At 67.8% G+C, this 16,665-nt stretch carries 11 protein-coding genes; 6 read left to right on the forward strand and 5 right to left on the reverse strand.

Features of this window, described 5'->3' with window-relative positions; translation table 11 throughout:
• The first annotated feature begins 1 nt into the window (after position 1).
• Positions 2-2,794 carry an MYXO-CTERM sorting domain-containing protein gene (locus tag I3V78_RS40180; RefSeq protein WP_204490010.1) on the forward strand — a complete coding sequence of 931 codons (2,793 nt, stop codon included), beginning with the start codon at positions 2-4 and terminating at the stop codon, positions 2,792-2,794.
• On the opposite strand, the gene I3V78_RS39330 is transcribed toward I3V78_RS40180, so the two are convergent.
• Complete coding sequence (locus tag I3V78_RS39330) at positions 2,778-4,709, reverse strand: response regulator (RefSeq protein ID WP_239576495.1); 1,932 nt, start codon at positions 4,707-4,709, stop codon at positions 2,778-2,780. The genes I3V78_RS40180 and I3V78_RS39330 overlap by 17 nt on opposite strands.
• 29 nt (positions 4,710-4,738) lie before the next feature.
• On the opposite strand from I3V78_RS39330, the gene I3V78_RS19740 reads away from it, so the two are divergent.
• The 4 genes from I3V78_RS19740 (at position 4,739) to I3V78_RS19755 (ending at position 10,167) form a co-directional block, all read left to right on the forward strand.
• Positions 4,739-5,134 carry a VOC family protein gene (locus I3V78_RS19740; RefSeq protein WP_204490011.1) on the forward strand — a complete coding sequence of 132 codons (396 nt, stop codon included), beginning with the start codon at positions 4,739-4,741 and terminating at the stop codon, positions 5,132-5,134.
• A 66-nt stretch (positions 5,135-5,200) separates the two neighbouring features.
• A complete protein-coding gene (locus I3V78_RS19745) occupies positions 5,201-6,463 on the forward strand; it encodes a cyclic di-GMP-binding domain-containing protein, MshE-related (RefSeq protein WP_204490012.1) in 1,263 nt (420 codons plus the stop codon).
• A gap of 59 nt (positions 6,464-6,522) precedes the next feature.
• Positions 6,523-9,213 (forward strand): hypothetical protein, encoded by a 2,691-nt coding sequence (locus I3V78_RS19750; RefSeq protein ID WP_204490013.1) that lies wholly within the window; start codon positions 6,523-6,525, stop codon positions 9,211-9,213.
• A 363-nt stretch (positions 9,214-9,576) separates the two neighbouring features.
• The gene (locus I3V78_RS19755) at positions 9,577-10,167 is read left to right on the forward strand and encodes a hypothetical protein (RefSeq protein ID WP_204490014.1); all 591 of its coding nucleotides are present in this window, start codon (positions 9,577-9,579) and stop codon (positions 10,165-10,167) included.
• Between the two features lie 56 nt (positions 10,168-10,223).
• Here the strand turns inward: I3V78_RS19755 and I3V78_RS19760 are convergent, their stop codons facing one another.
• From I3V78_RS19760 to I3V78_RS19775, 4 genes are all read right to left on the reverse strand, one after another.
• Positions 10,224-11,174 carry a hypothetical protein gene (locus I3V78_RS19760; protein WP_204490015.1) on the reverse strand — a complete coding sequence of 317 codons (951 nt, stop codon included), beginning with the start codon at positions 11,172-11,174 and terminating at the stop codon, positions 10,224-10,226.
• An 87-nt stretch (positions 11,175-11,261) separates the two neighbouring features.
• Positions 11,262-12,101: a hypothetical protein gene (locus I3V78_RS19765; protein WP_204490016.1), complete on the reverse strand. Its 840-nt coding sequence runs from the start codon at positions 12,099-12,101 to the stop codon at positions 11,262-11,264.
• Between the two features lie 13 nt (positions 12,102-12,114).
• Positions 12,115-14,145, reverse strand: coding sequence for a serine/threonine protein kinase (locus I3V78_RS19770; protein ID WP_204490017.1), 2,031 nt, complete (start codon positions 14,143-14,145; stop codon positions 12,115-12,117).
• Between the two features lie 49 nt (positions 14,146-14,194).
• Positions 14,195-15,517, reverse strand: coding sequence for a trypsin-like peptidase domain-containing protein (locus tag I3V78_RS19775; protein WP_338023678.1), 1,323 nt, complete (start codon positions 15,515-15,517; stop codon positions 14,195-14,197).
• A gap of 137 nt (positions 15,518-15,654) precedes the next feature.
• Here I3V78_RS19775 and I3V78_RS19780 point away from each other — a divergent pair, with 137 nt between their 5' ends.
• Positions 15,655-16,665 carry an ATP-binding response regulator gene (locus I3V78_RS19780; RefSeq protein ID WP_204490018.1) on the forward strand — a complete coding sequence of 337 codons (1,011 nt, stop codon included), beginning with the start codon at positions 15,655-15,657 and terminating at the stop codon, positions 16,663-16,665.

Raw genomic sequence — 16,665 nt, forward strand, 5'->3', positions numbered from 1 at the left:
GGTGGCGGCCGCGCGTGCCGAGGCCGACTGGAAGAGCGTCTACTCCTTTCCCGGCGCGCCCAGCCCGCTCCTGGAGGTCCAGACGGACAGCGCCTACACGGTGGGCTACTCCTCGGCCTCGGAGAATGGCGTCTATCTGTTCCAGGGCCCCACGCCGCGCAAGGTCGCGAGCGCCTCGGAGGAGCCCGTGATGAGTCGTCACGACACGTCCACGGACTGTCTTTTCGTCGTGAATCGTGAAGGGTGGCGTTCCAGCACGAGACTCGCTGGCGCGAGCTGCGGTCCGCGCGGCGGTGCCTTCCCCATCGCCAGTACCCAGTCGACAGAGCCCGCCAACGCGGTGGCGAAGCAGTCGCCCTGGGGTGGGTTCGTCATGTCGGCCGCCCTGGATACGGAGACCGGCGTCTACCTGTCGGCGCAGGGGATCGAGACCTGGAGCGCCGCCCCCGCGCTCACGCCCGTGATCCTCGAGGATGCGAGCAGCTACCCCATCAACGGTCCGCCCCTGGGCGTGGCGCAGCGGGCGAGCGGCTCGGAGGTGTTCGCCTTCGTCGGTCTGCCGCTCACGGGCGCCCAGGGCGTCTGGGTGAGCAGTGGCGGCATCAAGGAGAAGAGCGAGGCCGTCGCGGACATGGGCTTCGTGAGCGCGGTGGACCTGTTCTTCGCCGACACCGCCTTTCCCATCGCGGTGGTGGGCGCCAGGAACGTGTTCCTCCAAGGCTCGCGCCGCAGCAGTGGCAATCTCCTCAAGCACGCCCAGACACTCGACGCGGGCGCGCAGATCACCAGCGTGTCCATCAACGCGACGGACAGCGGTGGACCCGCGTACGGGTACGGCATGGCCCTGGTGCGACAAGCCTCGGGCACGTGGGATGTGATGAGCCCGGTGCCCGAGAGCGACAAGACCCGGGTGGGGTCGCAGTGGTTCACCCGTACGCGGCTGCCGGCCGGGTTCGCCGATTTCACGCCCACGCAGGTGTCGTGCGTGAACGCGCGGCACTGTGTGTTGACGGGCCGCCTGGGCACGACGCAAGGCCACGTGTACACCTTCGAGAACACCGAGACGCCCACGCTCGCGCTGGCCGTGGACGGCGTCACCACCGAGCTGACGGCGCGGGAGTCCGTGGTGCCCATCCGGGAGGATGGGACGGGCGCGGCCCTGACGTTCCAGGCGAGCGATGGCGATGGGGATCCGGTGTACATCGGGCTCTTCCACAGCGGGTTTCCCGCGGGCTGGACCCTCGCGCCCGGAGGGACGAAGCCAGGCATGTCCCGGTCCCTGTCGCTCACGCGCCGTCCGCTGTGCCAGGACCAGCTGGCGAGCGCGATCTCGCTCGTGGCCTCGGACGGGCGCTCCAAGCTGGAGCGTCAAGTGATCGCGCGCCTCGTGCACTCCGTGCCGCCCCAGGTGGACGTGACGCTCGCCAATAACACCCCGGCCCCCAACGACCTGGGGACCCTGGGCCCCGGGGACGCGCCCGTGCGACTGCTGGCGGCGGGAAACAAGTCCAAGGCGGACTGCACGATCGTCAAGGACTGGCACCCGGTGGGGAGCGTCGCGGGCGGCCCCACGCTGACGTCCAACGGCGCGGGCGCCACGCTCACGCCGCCCGCCACCTCGTGTGCCCCCGGGACGCGGACCTTCTCCTACGCGCTCACGGTGCGGGACGAGGGCGGCCTGGAGGCCACCCAGACCTTCTCCGTGCGCCAGCCGGGCTGGTCCTCCCTCGCGGACACGCGGCCCGGGCTCAAGTTCGAGCAGGACCTGCGGGGCGCGGGGGCGCCCGTGGTGCGCGCCACCCCGTCCGTCGATTGCGCCCAGGAGCGGGAACTGCAACTGGAGGTGACGCTCCAGTCGTTGAAGGACGGCTCCGACGTGTGGACCCGGCGTGGGGCGGTGTCCCAGTCCATCGCCCTGGCCGAGTCCGGCCTCTGCGGTCGCTTCAAGCTGGTGGCGCGGCTGGTGGACAACCACGGGGGATTCTCCTCGCCGGAGACGTACGCGGTGGAACTGCTCGGCGCCGGGCTGGCGCTCGCGGAGCAGGCCCCCGCGCGCCTGGTGGCGGAGTGTGGTCAGCGCGCCAGCCTCACGCTACCGCCCGGCTTCCCGGCCGAGGCCTGTCAGTCTCCCGACGTCGACTGGCGCTTCGACAAGGGTCCCGCCACCGCGCTCACGAAGCGGGACGACGGCGCGGTGGAGTTGCTCACCGAGCAGACGGACCTGGACTCCCGGGTGGGCCGCACGGTGGAGCTCGAGGTCACGGCGCGCCTGGCGGGTCAGGTGGTGACGGCGCCGCGCGAGGTGCGCATCACCGCCCGGCCCTTCGTGGAGGTCACCCGGCGCTCCGAGCTGCCCGCGGCGTCGGAGACGGGGCTCGTGGGCATGTCGGTGGAGCTGTCGAACACCACGGACTGCGACGTGTCCGAGGTCATCCACGTGGAGCGCCTGCGGGGGCTGAGCTACGTGCAGGGCAGCGCGAAGTTCGACGGACAGCCGCTCGCGAAGGTGACGTGGAAAGAGGCGAGCGGGGAGCTCATCGTGGAGGCGCTGGCGCTGCCCCAGCAGGGCACGGGGCGGCTCACCTACGTGGCGCGGCCCCACCTGGTCGGCGAGCGCCTGTCCAGCGGGGAGACGTCGCTGCGCGGGGAGATCATCTCGCTGGCGGATGCTCCCGTGCAACCGCCGGCGGAGGGCTGTGGCTGCTCCAGTCCGGCGTCGGGCCCGATGCTGTTCGCGTTGGCGGCGCTGGCGGGGGCCACGCGCCGCCGCCGTCCGGCTACAGCCCGAAGCTGATGCGGCGGCTGTTGCCCAGCGGCTCCTCGCGCCGCTCCTCCAGCACGCCGATGAGCTCCAGGCCGCGCAGGGTGGCGAGCACCTCGCGCTCATGGAGATCCGTGAGCGTGAGCAGATCCTCCACCGTCTTGGAGCCATCCGCGTAGGCGAGCACCAGGGCCTGCTGGCCCTTGAGCGTGAGCTCGTGCAGGCCGTAGGGCGGGGCGGCGGTGGGGAAGAGCCGACGGGCGTGCGGCATGCGCTGGCGCAGCGCCACCAGGGACTCGGTGCGCAGCGTCCCCTCGAGCACCAGATCCCCGGGGAACACGGACAACTTCACCCGGCCCGCGCGCGGCGCCTTCAGGAGGCTGAAGCCATAGGCGCCCTGCGTCCACGCGAGGGTGGACCAGATGATCTCCTTGACCTGCTCCTCGACGAGCTTCTGGCGCGCGGGGGCGTCCATCCACCCGAGCTTCTCCAGGGCCTCGCTGGAGCGCAGGTTCTGCTCGCGCGCGAGCGTGGCGGCCTGCTGGGCCTGGGCCTCGGAGAGCACGCCCCGGCGGACACAGAAGCGCAGGAAGCGCTCCTGGGTGAGGTTGGAGGCGGCGTACACGGGCCGACCCGCCTCGAAGTAGATGACCTTCTGCAGCGAGCCCTGGCGCAGCTTGAGCTCTCCGGAGTGGCGTGCCTCGTAGTAGGCGTTGAGCAGGCGGGGCACGCTCGTGTCGTGCAGATCTCCGGACAAGGACCAGGCGGGAGGGGCGCGGCGGCGGTCCTCGGTCTCGGCCTTCTTGCTCCACACCTTCTCCCGATCGCCAAAGGGCAGGGCGATGCCGGGCTCGGGCTCCGGAGCGGGCTCCGGCGTCGGCGCCGGAGCGGGCTCTGGCGTCGGCTCCGGCGCGGGCGCATCAAGGGCGTCGAGGGCCGCGAACTCCTCGACGGACACGGCCATCGTCAGGGGCACCTCGACGGCGGGAGGCGCCTCGACGGGCGGCTCCTCGGCGGCGGGGGGGGGGGGCTCGGCGGCGACGGGGGGCGGCTCCGGCGCGGGGTCCCCCAGGGCCTCGAGGGCCGCGAACTCCTCGGCGGACACGGCCATCGTCGCCAGCGTGGCGGGGGGCACCTCGAGCGTCTCCGGAGGACGGCTCTCGGGGGCCGGGGGCACGGCCTCCTCCTCCTCCAACGCGAGCGCGCCCAGTTCCACGGTCGACAGGGTCGTGGGCGTCTTCGGACGCGCGGCGGGCGCCTCGACAACGGGCGCCTCGGCGGCGGGCTCGTCCCACAGGGGCTCGGGTCCATCCAGGGCGGCGGCGGAGTAGGGCGCGGACGGCTCCGGCTCGGGGACCTCCAGGGACGGGGGCAGCTCCAGGGGCTCGACGCCGAGCGGATCCTCGGCCTCCTCGACGAGCGTGAGGCCCTGCACCACGGGCGGGGACTCGTCGGCGGGCGCGCCGAACAGGGGCTCGTCGTCCTCGGCGGCGGAGAAGCCCGGCTCGTCCTCCATGTCCATGAGCGAAGCGTCTTCGAAGACGAGCACCTCGTCGCCCTCCTGGTCGCCCGGGCCCTCGGAGAGGGGGCTCAGGCCGCACAGCTCCTCGATGAACCCGAGCAGGTGGCCCAGCTCGAAGGGCTTCTCGAAGAAGGCGCGGGCGCCGTGCAGCTCGGTGGCCTCGCGCGCGAAGCGCTCGCCCTTGAACACCCCGCTGACGGCGACGGCGGGAATGGCGTGGTCGCGCAGGGCGGTGAGCACGGTGCTGCCGCGCATGTCGGGCAGCAGCAGGTCCACCACGGCGGCATGGAACGCCGCGGGACGCAGCAGGGCCAGCGCCGCCTCGCCGGTATGCACGGCCGTGGCCTCATGACCCCGGCTCTCGGCCGCGGCGACCATGAGGGAGGCAAGTTCGGGGTGGTCCTCGACGATCAGCAGTCGCACCATGGGGGCCGGGCACCATAGCATCCGGCGTCATGGACGTTCAGGGCTTCCATCATCTCGCCATTCAGGTTCATGACGTGGAGCGTGTGACCCGCTTCTACCGGGAGGTGCTGGGCTTCTCGGAACTCCAGCGCTATCACCGCCCGGACGGCTCGCTGCGCAGCATCTGGGTGCAGGTGCCCGGCGGGGGCTTCCTCGCGCTGGAGGCCGTCTCCGAGCCCCCCGAGCCCGCCCCCTTCCGTCACGAGCGGCCCGGCCTGTTCCTGCTGGCGCTGCGCATTCCGGCCCGGGCCCGGGCGGACGTGGTGGCCAGCCTCGCGCGGGCGGGGGTCGCCGTGGAGCACGAGACGCGCTGGACGGTGTACGTCCGGGATCCCGAGGGAAACCGGGTGGCGCTCAGTCACCACCCCGAGGATCCGGTGGACTAGCACCGCGGGTGCGTCATGGCGCGCCTTGCGAAGGACGGCGGGGGGCGGCTACAAGCCTGACCCCTCATGCGCCTGGGCGAACTGCTCCTTCACGAACACCTCCTCACTCCCGAGGCCCTGGAGGAGGCGCTGGAGTCCCAGGTCGTCCACGGCGGACGCTTGGGCACCAACCTCGTCGAGCTGGGCCTCTTGTCCGAGCAGGAGCTGTCGCGGGTGCTCGGCCAGCAGCACGGCGTGGCGAGCGCCTCGGGCGAGATGGTGCCGGACCCCCAGGCGCTGGGGCTGGTGGATCTCAACGACGCGGACGCGCGCGACTACCTGCCCATGCGGGTGGACGCCACGCGCATGAGCGTGGCGGTGATCAACCCGAGGGACTTGGAGACGCTGGACGCGCTGGCCTTCCGCACGGGCAAGCGCGTGGTGCCGGTGGTCATCCCCGAGTTCCGGATGAACCAGCTCCAGCGGCGCTACTGCAAGGCGTTCCGGGCCATGCGGGCGCTGGACATGAACGCGGTGCGGCCCTCGCGCGTGAAGCAGGCGGAGGCGGAGAAGCTCGCGCCGGTGGCCAAGAGCGAGGACCTCATCAGCGAGGAGGAGTTCCAGTCGCTCTATGCCCAGGCGCTCCAGGGCGGCACGGCCGAGGACGACGCCGAGCCGGTGCTGGAATTGGTGGAGATGGCCGAGGAGGAGGAGCCCATCGTGCAGGGCTACGAGCCCGAGCCCGAGCCCGAGCCGGTGGTGGCGCCGCCGCCCGTCCTCCCGGCGCTGGAGGTGCCCGAGAGCCTGCAATTGGAGGAGGCCCCGCGCCCGCGTGTGCCCGCGAACGTGGAGCGCGTCTACACGTCGCTCACCTTCGCCGAGTCCCAGGCGGAGCTGTCGAGCAGCGCGGACCGCGAGCAGGTGGCCACCACGGTGCTGCGCTTCGCGCTGGGCAAGTGGAAGCGGTGTCTGTTGTTGAGCGTGCAGGGCAGTCTGGTGACGGGCTGGCGCGGCATGGGCAAGGGCGTGCGCGAGTCGGCGGTGAAGCGCATCGGCATTGGCTTGCAGGCGCCGAGCACCTTCCGGCTGGTGCGCGACACGCGCTCGCACTACGTGGGGCCGGTGCGGCGGGACGCGGCGTCGGGCCTGTTCTACAAGCTCTTGGGCGGCGACTACCCGACGACGGCCGTCATCCTGCCGCTGCTCGTGCGCGGCAAGCTGGTGCACATGCTGTACGTGGACAATGGCCCGGGGCAGCTCACCCCGCCCGACGTGGGAGAATTGCTCATCCTCTCGCAGGGCGTGGGCCGCTCGTACGAGGCGATGATCCGCCGCCGCAAGAGCATGTAAGGACACTGCACCGCATTGGCGGCGTAGCAAGGGTGGTTACAATTTAATGAGGGAATGTAATGCATCCACTCGTCCCCCAGAGAAAGAAGCTAATCGGTAGCCGTTGGCATGACATCGCCAAATATGGCCTCTCTGCCTTTATATTGGCGTGGTTGGCCTTGGCTTCCATACCCAACTGTCAAGGTTTGATTGAGAGCGTAACATATCCGAGGATCGCTCTAGTTCTTGCGTTTTTCTACCTTGTTGCTCGCAAGCAACGCTTTTCGGCGTGGGCTGGGCTTAGGCATCTGCCGTATTACCCTCCAGCATGGGTCGCATCTGTGTTGGGAGTGGTCGGATTGCACACGTATATTGCATTCAATCCGTGGTCCGAGCGCACCATAGGATGCTTTTCAGCGCAAGCGACGCAGTTTTTCAGGTCGGGTGACTTCAAGCTTGTTTTCTATGGTACGATATTTTTTTTAGTCGTGCTGTGTTGCTCTGGATGGGCACTGCTTTCACGCCAAGCGCTCCAAAACGAGCGCAATCAGTTACGCAAAGACCTCTTGATAGATGCTCGCCACGTTCATGAACCCTCCCTGGTTCTAAACGACTCTCAAGCATTAGACAACTGGTTACGTAATGATCGAGCCATATCTCACCCTGGGTCGGATGCCTTCGGGCATTCAGCTATTGCAAAGAGGATCGCAGAGCGGTTGACACCACTACAGGGAGGGTCGCCAGCCATAGCATTAGTGGGGGATATCGGAACAGGCAAAAGCTCCGTGCTCAACTTGGTACGATACGAATTACTGAGGTCGAAAGCCTGGGGTCGTGAAGTCAAGGTTATTGTAGTAAGCCTTTGGCCTTTTGATTCCATAGAGGCCGCCATTCGTGGCATTCTGAACGCATTGACAATGGAACTGGGTCTCCATGTAAACACCACGCCTATTTCTGGGTTGACCGATGAGTATATCAGACTAATAGAAAATGCTAGCGGTGGGTTGCTGAAGGATATCGGAACAGGTTTTTCTCGCTTAATTCGAGAGCCATCTGATCCATTCACCGCCTTGCGGCAGTACTCAATAATCGCCTCAACAATAAATATTCATTTGGTTCTATGGGTTGAGGATGTCGAGAGATTTACTGGGAAGGCAGGGTCTGTTCAATATCCAGAAATGGAGCGGCTTGAGCCAATCCGGTCATTGCTTCACTCCTTATCTGAATTCGATTTTATTCAGGTCGTGTGGGCCTCGGCTACGCTTGGTGCGCGGTTTGATGTCGAAAAAATTGCTAGATTCGTTGAAGCAATCCCTCGGATGGATGAGGTCGACTTCCTAAGTATTCTCCGAACTTTTCGGAGGCGTTCTTTGGGCGATTTGGAAAAGGCAGGATTGATAGACCCAGTAAGCCCGAGGGTGCGAAGAAACTTAGCGACGGAATTGGATCAGATAGTTCAATCAGAATCTGGACAAAACAAAGGGCGCATCAATATTTGGCGCGCACTTTTCATAGTGTGCTCAACACCTCGTCGTCTCAAGTTGAGTTTGAGGCAATGTCAAGACGTGTGGGGAGTCTTGGCTGGTGAGGTTGAATTTGATGACTTGATGTCTATGTCGATTCTGCGTATTGCGGATCCAGATGTTTTTTCCGAAGTCGTGTCCCATATCGATGAGATCCGCGATGACTCCAAGTCCCATCGTATTGGCGCGGATGCAGAGGCGAAGTCATCGTTTGCGCGAAAAATCGATGTGTTGCTTGAGGACTCACGCGAGGAGCGTCGTGACGCCATCGAATGCATACTTGGATTTATCTTTCCCGGATGGAAGGGAAGTGGCTTTGGCGAGGAATCTTTAAAGCCGCAGGGGTTGGCTGTTTCGAATCCACGTAACTACTGGGGTCGGTATCTTTCCATTGTGCAAGTGACGCAAGAGGAAAGCGATCAGTTTGTTTTGCGTGCCATCAACCAGTGGAAGATAGAACGCAACGTGTTTCTCTTGGATATATTGAGCGCGGGTGACCACGCCAGTTCCGTGGAGTGGTTCTTGCCTTGCCTGTTGACTCCCGGTGAAACCGTGTCTCTGATTGATGCCTTTGTGCGGCATGAACTTGGCCGTTCACGCGAAAACGCTGTGAACTACTCTTCTCGGGGAATACGGTCTCTTCAGAATGTGTTGATGAGGATTGTTGTTGTTCCTCGAGATCTGTTCTTGGCGTTGTTGTCCTTGGTGACAATAACGACCCCCAAAGACATTGTCTTGGCGAGCTCAGTTATACGCACATTTGCGAGCGAGTCGACCATGTTCTTGGCCAATGAGCACAAAGAGCGATTGGCCGAGCGCTTTCGCACTATTCTGATCGAGGTGTTTGCGGGGAATCCAAATGCCATTGTGAAGGCGCTGGATGGGTGCCCCTATTGGTTTTTGTATGAAATCAGCGGATTCCATTCTGCGGGAAACAAAAGGCGACCTTTTAAAGAATGGAGTGTTTTAAGTGATTCTGTTCTTCAGGCGGCTGAGTGCAATCCTGTTGTTATGCTTCCTCAGATCATCCCTCTTGTATGCGATGAGGTCAGTCCTCTGATGAGAGATCCAGGTGAAGCGGCGTATAATTTGAATAACCGATTGGCGGGAGAAATTTTTGATTTTGGGCGGCTAATGAGAATTTTTGCTCATCAGTGGGTGTCGTCGGGCATGCCTGAAGAGGTGCGGCAGTCTGGTCAGGGAGTTCATGAGAGCGCGCTTGTCTACCTGGGTTTAGGCTTGACCTGATGACATAGCTTTTCCGTACGTCATATGTGCGGCGCGATGTGCCACTCACTGCTCGTCGAGCGGCATGCGTCTCAGTATGCGGAGTACATAAAGTGCGGAAGAGCCAAGTGGCGGAGCATGCCCAGACGCCTGCTGGCTAGAAATGGTGGCAGATCCTCCTTGTGGTGACCTCTACGAACGCGAGAAACGCGCTATGTCCTCGTTGTCGAGAAGGAGCGCACATCTACCAGCGTGGACGAGTAGGTAGGCACCGCGTGCGAGCAACATGGTGGCCGCGTACAAGCAACCGCGAGCGTTGTGCCAGTTTGACTTCGAGCTGTTTCACGCCTAAAGCGCGCAGCACCGATGGCTGAGGGCTTAGGAGTGAAGATGCTCATGAATGCGAGATACCTGGGCCTCGGGTTTGTCGCCATCCTCTCGGGATGCGCGCTGTTTCCTTCTTCGTCACCAGCCCCTGTGGATGAAGACCCCTCCATCGTCATTCCGTCTTTCTTCGACCGGACCGTGATGGAGGTCGGCACGACGCAGGACGTCTTCTCGCTGGATGGCAGGCTCCTCAGCGCCATCCAGATCGCGGCCAACGACTTTCTCCCGTCCGGACGCGAGAAGAAGGGGTGCTGGGCGCGGCGGGAATCCCACCGGTATCAGGTCATCCGTCAGGGACAGATCATCTTCGTGAGGATCGATGAAGATCTCGCCTCCTGCGGCTTGCAGTACATCTCCTTGGACACAGGCGTGACCTACGCCATCAGCGAAGAGGGACGCATCCTTCGGCGTGTGTTCGATGCTCCCGCCTCGGTATCAACTCCAGCGACCCAGGTCGGTGAATCCATTCCAGCAGAGGACTCGGGAGGACGAGCCGCTACCGATGCTGGAACAGAAGACGGTGGGCGCGCGGAGGAGGCGGCGCCATCGAACGGGTTTGGACCGCTCGATGGAGGTTCGAGCCCCTGATGCACCGAGCGGGCTCGGGAGCCCGGTGCCGCGTGGGCCCGGGCTCCCGGCGGGACTCAGTTCGTCGAGCCCTTGCCGTTGAGCAGCCAGCCCGACACTTCACCGAAGGTCGGAGGGCCTTGGATCCGGACGCTCCCGGGGAACTCCTGGGTGACGAACTGGAAGGTGCCTGGCAGGGGGTAGCCCTCGCTGTCGAGAGGCGCCAGGAAGCGCCGGCTGGGCTCGATGCGGAAGTGGAAGTAGAAGTCGGGTTGGCTCTGGAGCTGGATGCCCGAGAAGCTGACGTAGCCATCCGCCTCGGGGCGCAGGTTGAAGCTCAGCGTCTGTCCCGCGAAAGTGGGCGCGACGTACCGCGTGAGCGCCGCCGAGTCCGGACCCCCGAACTGCAGGGTGATGGGGCCCGTCTGCACCCGCAGCGCCTTCCAGGCTTCCTTGGAGACCGTGGCCTGGCTGAAGGCGATGGTGAAGGGAATGTCCTTGCCCACCAGCTCGCTGAGAACGGTGACCCCATTGGGCGGGGGAACGCTGGACTCGGTGAAGTGCAGGGTGCCGCGGATGAAGCCGCCGTTCTCCACGCTGAAGCCCACGTCGGCGCTGCCGCTGCCCACGAGCTTGAAGAGGAAGCGCACCTGGGTGGGCGTGTCCTTGGCCACATCGAACGTGAGCGTGGTGTCCGAGATGAGCTCGGCCGGCACCACGGTCCCCGGCGCGCTCGTGCGCTCCAGGTGGTAGTCGCCGCCGATCGTGACGCTGTAGGCGCCCACGGAGAGCGGCACGTTCAGCGTGTCCGGCGAGGTGTCCGTGAGGGACACCGACTCGGGGCCGGTGATCTCGAACGTGGCCCCCACCAGCTTGTAAATCGTGCCTTCCGGACCCGTGGACGTCAGCGGCAACTGCAACGTGCCCTGCGTCTCGGACGGCGCCAGCGGCTCCGGGTTGAACGTCTGTCCACCACAAGCCGCGATCACCAGCGCGAGAACGCACGCGCCCATCCTGCTCATCCGCATGATGAATTCCCCCTCGTTGAGAGGCGGGGAGCTATAGCGAAGGGCTGTGTTGAGTGTCAAACAAGGTGGGGCATTCCGCTCCGGGGCTCACAGCCGCAGGCCGCCGAAGAACAGCACGTTGAGGCCGCTCAGGCTCCAGAAGGACTGCTCGCCGGAGACGTACACGTTGCCCACCCGGGAGGTGTACGTGTACTGGCCCGACGCGAAGCGCAGGCGGGCCTCGGCGCCGAGGTAGAGCCGCTCCTGGACGAAGAACTTCGCGCCCGCGCCCAGGCCGAACGACGGCGCCACGTCCCGGCCCCGGTAGTCGAACGCGGTGCCGGACTCCTCGCCGGAGATGCGGGTGGTGGTGTAGGTGATGCCGCCCAACACCAAGCCATACAAGTCCACCTTCTCCAGGCCCCGCGCGTTGGGGGGCAGGAAGTGGTAGGCCACGCGGGCATGCGGTGAGTAGTACTGGTGGCTGAAGTTCCAGCCGGTGGCCAGGTCGAGCGCGAAGCAGACGGTGAAACACAGACCGGCCTCGATCTCGGCGCCGAGCGACAGCACCCCCGGCCCCGCGCGCAACACGCCCACGTCCGCGCCCACCCCCAGGCTCACGAAGGCCAGGAGGATGTCCGCGTTGAGCATCAGCCGCACGTCCACGTCCCCCACGCCCTGCATCCGGCCCGGCAGGGCGTCGGACACGGCGGGCGCGGCCGGGGGCGGCGGCGCGACGGGCTCGGGGGGCGGCGCCACCACGGCGGGCGGGGGCGGCGGCGGCGCGGGCGGCGCCACGACGGGCGCCGCCTCGGGCTTGGGCGCGGGGGCCTTGCGCGGCGCCTTGGTGGACTTGCTGGCCGGCTTCGTGGGGGCCGGGGCCGCGAGGGCCCCGGTGGACAACGACAGGACTACGGCCAGACCCGCCCAGGCGAGTGTTCCACGCATCGAGGCCCTCCCTCTACGGCTGTTCGCTCGTCACATCGAACGTCATTTTCTGACGGGCCGCCAGCTGGAAGGTCTTCTCCCAGCGGCCCTTGGGCGAGGTGACGACGAGCTGGTGCTCGCCTTCCCACAGGGACAAGGTCTTGCCCACCGCCTTGCGGCCGTTGACGAGGATGACGGCGCCAGCGGGGGCCTTCACCTGCACGGAGCCGCGGCCCAGCAGCATGCGCTGGGTGGTGATGGCCTTGGGGCCCACGGTGACCTCGCGCTGGGTGCGCAGGCCCTTGGCGGCGTTGCTCAGCTCGAGCGTGTACGGCCCGGGCGCGAGCGGCACCGTCAGGGGCGTCTTGCCCAGCACCTTGCCCGCGAGCGACACCTCCACGGGCGGCAGCACGAAGAGCTTGAGCCGCGTGGTCACCTCGGCGGCGGGGGCCGGGGCGGGCTCGGCGGGCAGCGTGCCCGAGGCGAGCTTCACGGCATGGGCGGCGGCGGGCTCGGTGCCCACGGCCGCGACCGTGGCGCCCGGGGCCACGGAGGGCGTGCCGCCATCGTCCGGCGCCGCGGCGGCCACGGCCGTGGGGGCCGGGTCCTGGGCGGAGGGCGTGCCGGCATCGTCCGCGGACGCGGCGGCGAGCGCCGTCTCCGGCGGGGCGGTGGGCGGCGTCACGGCGGGCGGGGGCGAGGCCTTGGGCGCGGGCTTCGTGGTGAGGACGGGGAGGGCGGCCTGGGGCTTGGGCGCGGGCATCTGGCCAAACCACAGGAAGGCCCCGGCCAGCGTCGCGGCCACGGCCCCCAGGCCCGCGATCAGGGGCATGCGCGAGCGCCGCGGCGGCACCACCGGCAGCTCGTCCTCCTCGGGCGGCGCGGCCTGGCGGGGGGCGGGCGCCTCCTCGCGGGGCAGCGGTTTGGCCACGCCCGGGCGCGCATGCCGGCCGGTGATCTCCAGCACGGAGTCCACGGCGTTGGCGTCGGTGTCCTCGAAGGGCACCTCGAAGGAGACGTCCACGTCGACGCCGTCGGTGGCCTCGGGCGCCACGCGCGGCTTGCCGTCGAAGGTCCGGGGCACGAGCGGCGTGCCGGAGGCAATGGCGGGCAGGCCCGTGATCGAGGTGCGGCGGGACACCTCGGACAGGCCCATCTCCAGCATCTGGTGGCGCGTGGCGCGGGCATCGCGCTCGGGCGGGAAGAGCTGGTTGAGGAAGTCGGCGAAGGCGCTGGAGGGCGGGATGACGCCCTCGACGGCCCGCACCACGGCGTCGCGGAACTCGAGCGCGGTGGCGTGGCGATCCAGGGCGCGCTTGGCGGTGGCGCGCGCGATCACCTCGGACAGCGCGCGCGGCACGTCGCCGGGCAGGGGCGCCAGGGGCCGGTTGAGCACGGCCTGATCCGCGTCCGGCGAGTCCTGGAAGGGCATGCGGCCCGAGAGGCACTCGTGCAGCAAGAGGCCCAGGAGGAACACGTCGGTGCGCGGGGTGAAGGCCTCGCGGCCGCCCACGAGCTGCTCGGGCGCGCTGTAGTTGCGGCGGTTGCGCACGCGCCGGCCATTGCGCTCGCGCGGCGCCACGCTCAGGGCGCCATAGCCGGCCACCTTGCACAGGCCCTCGAAGGAGACCATGACGGTCTCCGGGCGCAGGTCGCCGTGCACCATGGGCGTGCCGTCGTCATTGCCCGCCAGGTGCGCGTAGTGGATGCCCATGGCCACCTCCGCGGCGATCAGCGCGGCGTAGGCGGGCGGAATCCGGGGGCGCACCTCCAAGAGCCGCCGCAGCGACTCGCCGTCGGCGAACTCGGTGATGCGCGCCAGACCCGCCTCCAGCTGGATGAGCCCATGCACCCGGAGGATGTTGGGGTGCTCCAGCACGGAGGCGCGCTGCGTCTCGCGCTGCAGCGCTTCCAACAGCTCCGCGTCGCGGGCGACCTCGGGCGGTGCCCAGACGAGCACCACGGGACGGGGCGGGCGCGTGTCCTCCAGCGCCAGACCAAGGAAGGCACGGGAACCCTCTCCCGACAGCAGAGGACCCAGGGGGTGGTAGCGAACCTGACTCATCGGGTCCGCATGCTAGAGGCCCCGGGGCCGGGATCGCCAGAGCCGCGAACTAGAAAGGAAGGGTGACGTGGTAGCGGTAGGGCCCTCGCTTGACGAGCAAGAGGACACTCGGCGACCCACGGGCCGACAGCAGGGCCTCCTGGAAGGACGCCGGCTCGGTCACCGGCTGGTTGTTCAGCCGCATCACGAGATCTCCCGGCTCCAGGCCCACCTGGTCCGCGGCCGAGCCGGGCCGTACCGCCTGGATGCGCAGGGCGTCGCGCACGGGCTTGACCTTGAGGCCCAGGCGGTTCCACCCCAGCGCCTCCACGAGCTGGGGCGGGAACTCCGTGGGCGTCACCTGGAGCGTGCGCTGGCCGCCCTCGCGGAAGACGACGAGCGGGAAGGAGGCGCGGGCGGGGTAGCCCCGGGCCCGGGTGATGTAGTCCTCGGCGTCCGAGATGCGCGAGCCGCCCATCTCCGCGAGCACGTCCCCGCGCCGCACGCCGGCCTGCTCGGCGGGGCTGCCGGGCTCCACGTCCGTGGCGATGACCCCGTAGGTGCGATCCCACCCGAGCTGGTGCGCGAGCCGGGGGGACAGCGCCTGCACCTCCAGGCCCACCCAGGCCGGGCGCATCTTCCCGAAGCGGGTGAGCTCGTCCATGATCCGGCGCACCTTGTCCGCGGGGATGGCGAAGCCGATGCCCTGGGCGCTGGCGAAGATGGCGGTGTTGATGCCGATGACCTCTCCGTCCACGTTGAGCAGGGGGCCGCCCGAGTTGCCCGGGTTGATGGCCGCGTCCGTCTGGATGAAGTCGTTGTAGGTGCGCCCGTCCGCCTTGAACGTCCGGCCCGTGGCGCTCACCACGCCGGACGTCACCGTCTTGCTCAGCCCGAAGGGGCTGCCGATCGCCACCACCGTCTCGCCGATCATCAGATCCGCGCTCGTGCCCAGCTTCGCCGCGGGCAGGGGCTCGCGCGCGCGCACCTTGAGCACCGCCACGTCGTTGTCGGCGTCGCTGCCCACCACCTCGGCCTCCAGCTCGCGCCCGTCCGCCAGCGTCACGTGGATGGCCGAGGCGCCCCGGATGACGTGATCATTGGTGATGATGACGCCGCTCGGGTCCACGAGCACGCCGCTGCCCAGGCCCTCCTGGCGCCGCTGGGTCTGCGGCGGCATGCCGAAGAAGTCCTCCATGGGCGAGCGCCGGCCCCGGAATGGCGAGGCCACCTCCTGCTCGGTCCCGATGAACACGACGGCGGGGGAGACCTTCTGCACCACCTCCACCACCTCGTTGCGCCGCCGGGCCATGTCGGCCTGGGCCGGGACGCTCCCGCCCAGCATCAGCACCGCCGCCAGCCCCACGCTCCATCGGATTGCCTGGTTGCTCACGTCTTCGTTCCTCCCTGTGCGGCCCCGGATCACGTGGATCCCGGGCCCCCTTGATTGTCGGGAACTCCTCAATCACGACGGCATTCCCGACCACCGTGCTGGACGGCCCGGTGCCATCCTGAATGGATGGGATTCCTATGAGTCTCGTCCTGGTAGCGGACGATGAGCCCGCGGTGCGCGAGGTGCTCAGTCAGGTCGTCGAGGACCTCGGGCACGATGTGATCCAGGCGCGCGATGGCGAGGAGGCATGGCACCTCGCCCGGGCGCGTCGGCCGAATTTGATTGTGACGGATCACATGATGCCGCGGCTGAGCGGCCTGGACCTGTGCCGCCGGTTGCGCGGCGACGAGGTCCTGGGCGGCGTGCCCATCATCCTGTTGAGCGCGGTGCTGCCCCACGGGGCGCCCGAGGCCTACGCCTTCCTCCACAAGCCCTTCGAGATCACCGAATTCGAGGGGCTCATCCGCAAGGCGCTCGCCCAGGCCCCCCGGCCCAAGCCGCTGGAGGGCGCCTCCGCCATGGAGGTCCTCGGCGACTGGGTGGCCCAGGGCTTCGCGCGGCCCCTGTCCACGGCGCGCGCGGACGTGGAGCGGCTGCGCGCCAGTGGCCCGGGAGACGTGGCGACCCTCGACAGCCTCGGCGCCCAGGTGCGCACCCTGGAGACGCTGACGCGCGACTTCCAGGAGGCGGCCCACCTCGCGGCCCGCGTGGTGACGCTCGAGCCGGTGCCGGTGGACCTGGGCGCGCGGCTGCGCCAGGTGCTGGACACGATGCGCGCGGAGCTGCCCGCGGTGCGCTGGCGCGCGGAGCTGCCCGAGAAGGCCGTGGAGCTGCGCTGCGATCCGGCGCGCCTGCAGCGCATGGTGAGCGCGCTGCTCCTCGAGGCGGGCCGGCAGGGCGGCGAGGTCCAGGTGGAGCTCGAGTCCGCGGCCGTCACGGTGACCCTGCGCGTGCGGACGCAGGGGCCCACGTTGACGGACGAGGAGCGCCTGCGCCTCTTCGAGCCCTTCCGGCCGGAAGGCGCCGGGGGCGGCGGGCTGGGCCTGTACATCGCCTCGGAGCTGGCGCGGCTGCATGGCGGCGGGCTCTCCGCGGAGTCCACGAACGAGCGGGGCACGACGTTCAGCGTCGTCCTGCCCCGGGGTTGA

Origin of the sequence: Archangium primigenium (assembly GCF_016904885.1) — a bacterium.
GTDB lineage: Bacteria > Myxococcota > Myxococcia > Myxococcales > Myxococcaceae > Cystobacter > Cystobacter primigenius.

Bases quoted from the DNA above. Each gene is read 5' to 3' on its own strand.
- I3V78_RS39330 (WP_239576495.1), bottom strand. From the start codon at position 4,709: ATGGTGCGACTGCTGATCGTCGAGGACCACCCCGAACTTGCCTCCCTC.
- I3V78_RS19740 (WP_204490011.1), top strand. From the start codon at position 4,739: ATGGACGTTCAGGGCTTCCATCATCTCGCCATTCAGGTTCATGACGTG.
- I3V78_RS19745 (WP_204490012.1), top strand. From the start codon at position 5,201: ATGCGCCTGGGCGAACTGCTCCTTCACGAACACCTCCTCACTCCCGAG.
- I3V78_RS19750 (WP_204490013.1), top strand. From the start codon at position 6,523: ATGCATCCACTCGTCCCCCAGAGAAAGAAGCTAATCGGTAGCCGTTGG.
- I3V78_RS19760 (WP_204490015.1), bottom strand. From the start codon at position 11,174: ATGCGGATGAGCAGGATGGGCGCGTGCGTTCTCGCGCTGGTGATCGCG.
- I3V78_RS19765 (WP_204490016.1), bottom strand. From the start codon at position 12,101: ATGCGTGGAACACTCGCCTGGGCGGGTCTGGCCGTAGTCCTGTCGTTG.
- I3V78_RS19770 (WP_204490017.1), bottom strand. From the start codon at position 14,145: ATGAGTCAGGTTCGCTACCACCCCCTGGGTCCTCTGCTGTCGGGAGAG.
- I3V78_RS19780 (WP_204490018.1), top strand. From the start codon at position 15,655: ATGAGTCTCGTCCTGGTAGCGGACGATGAGCCCGCGGTGCGCGAGGTG.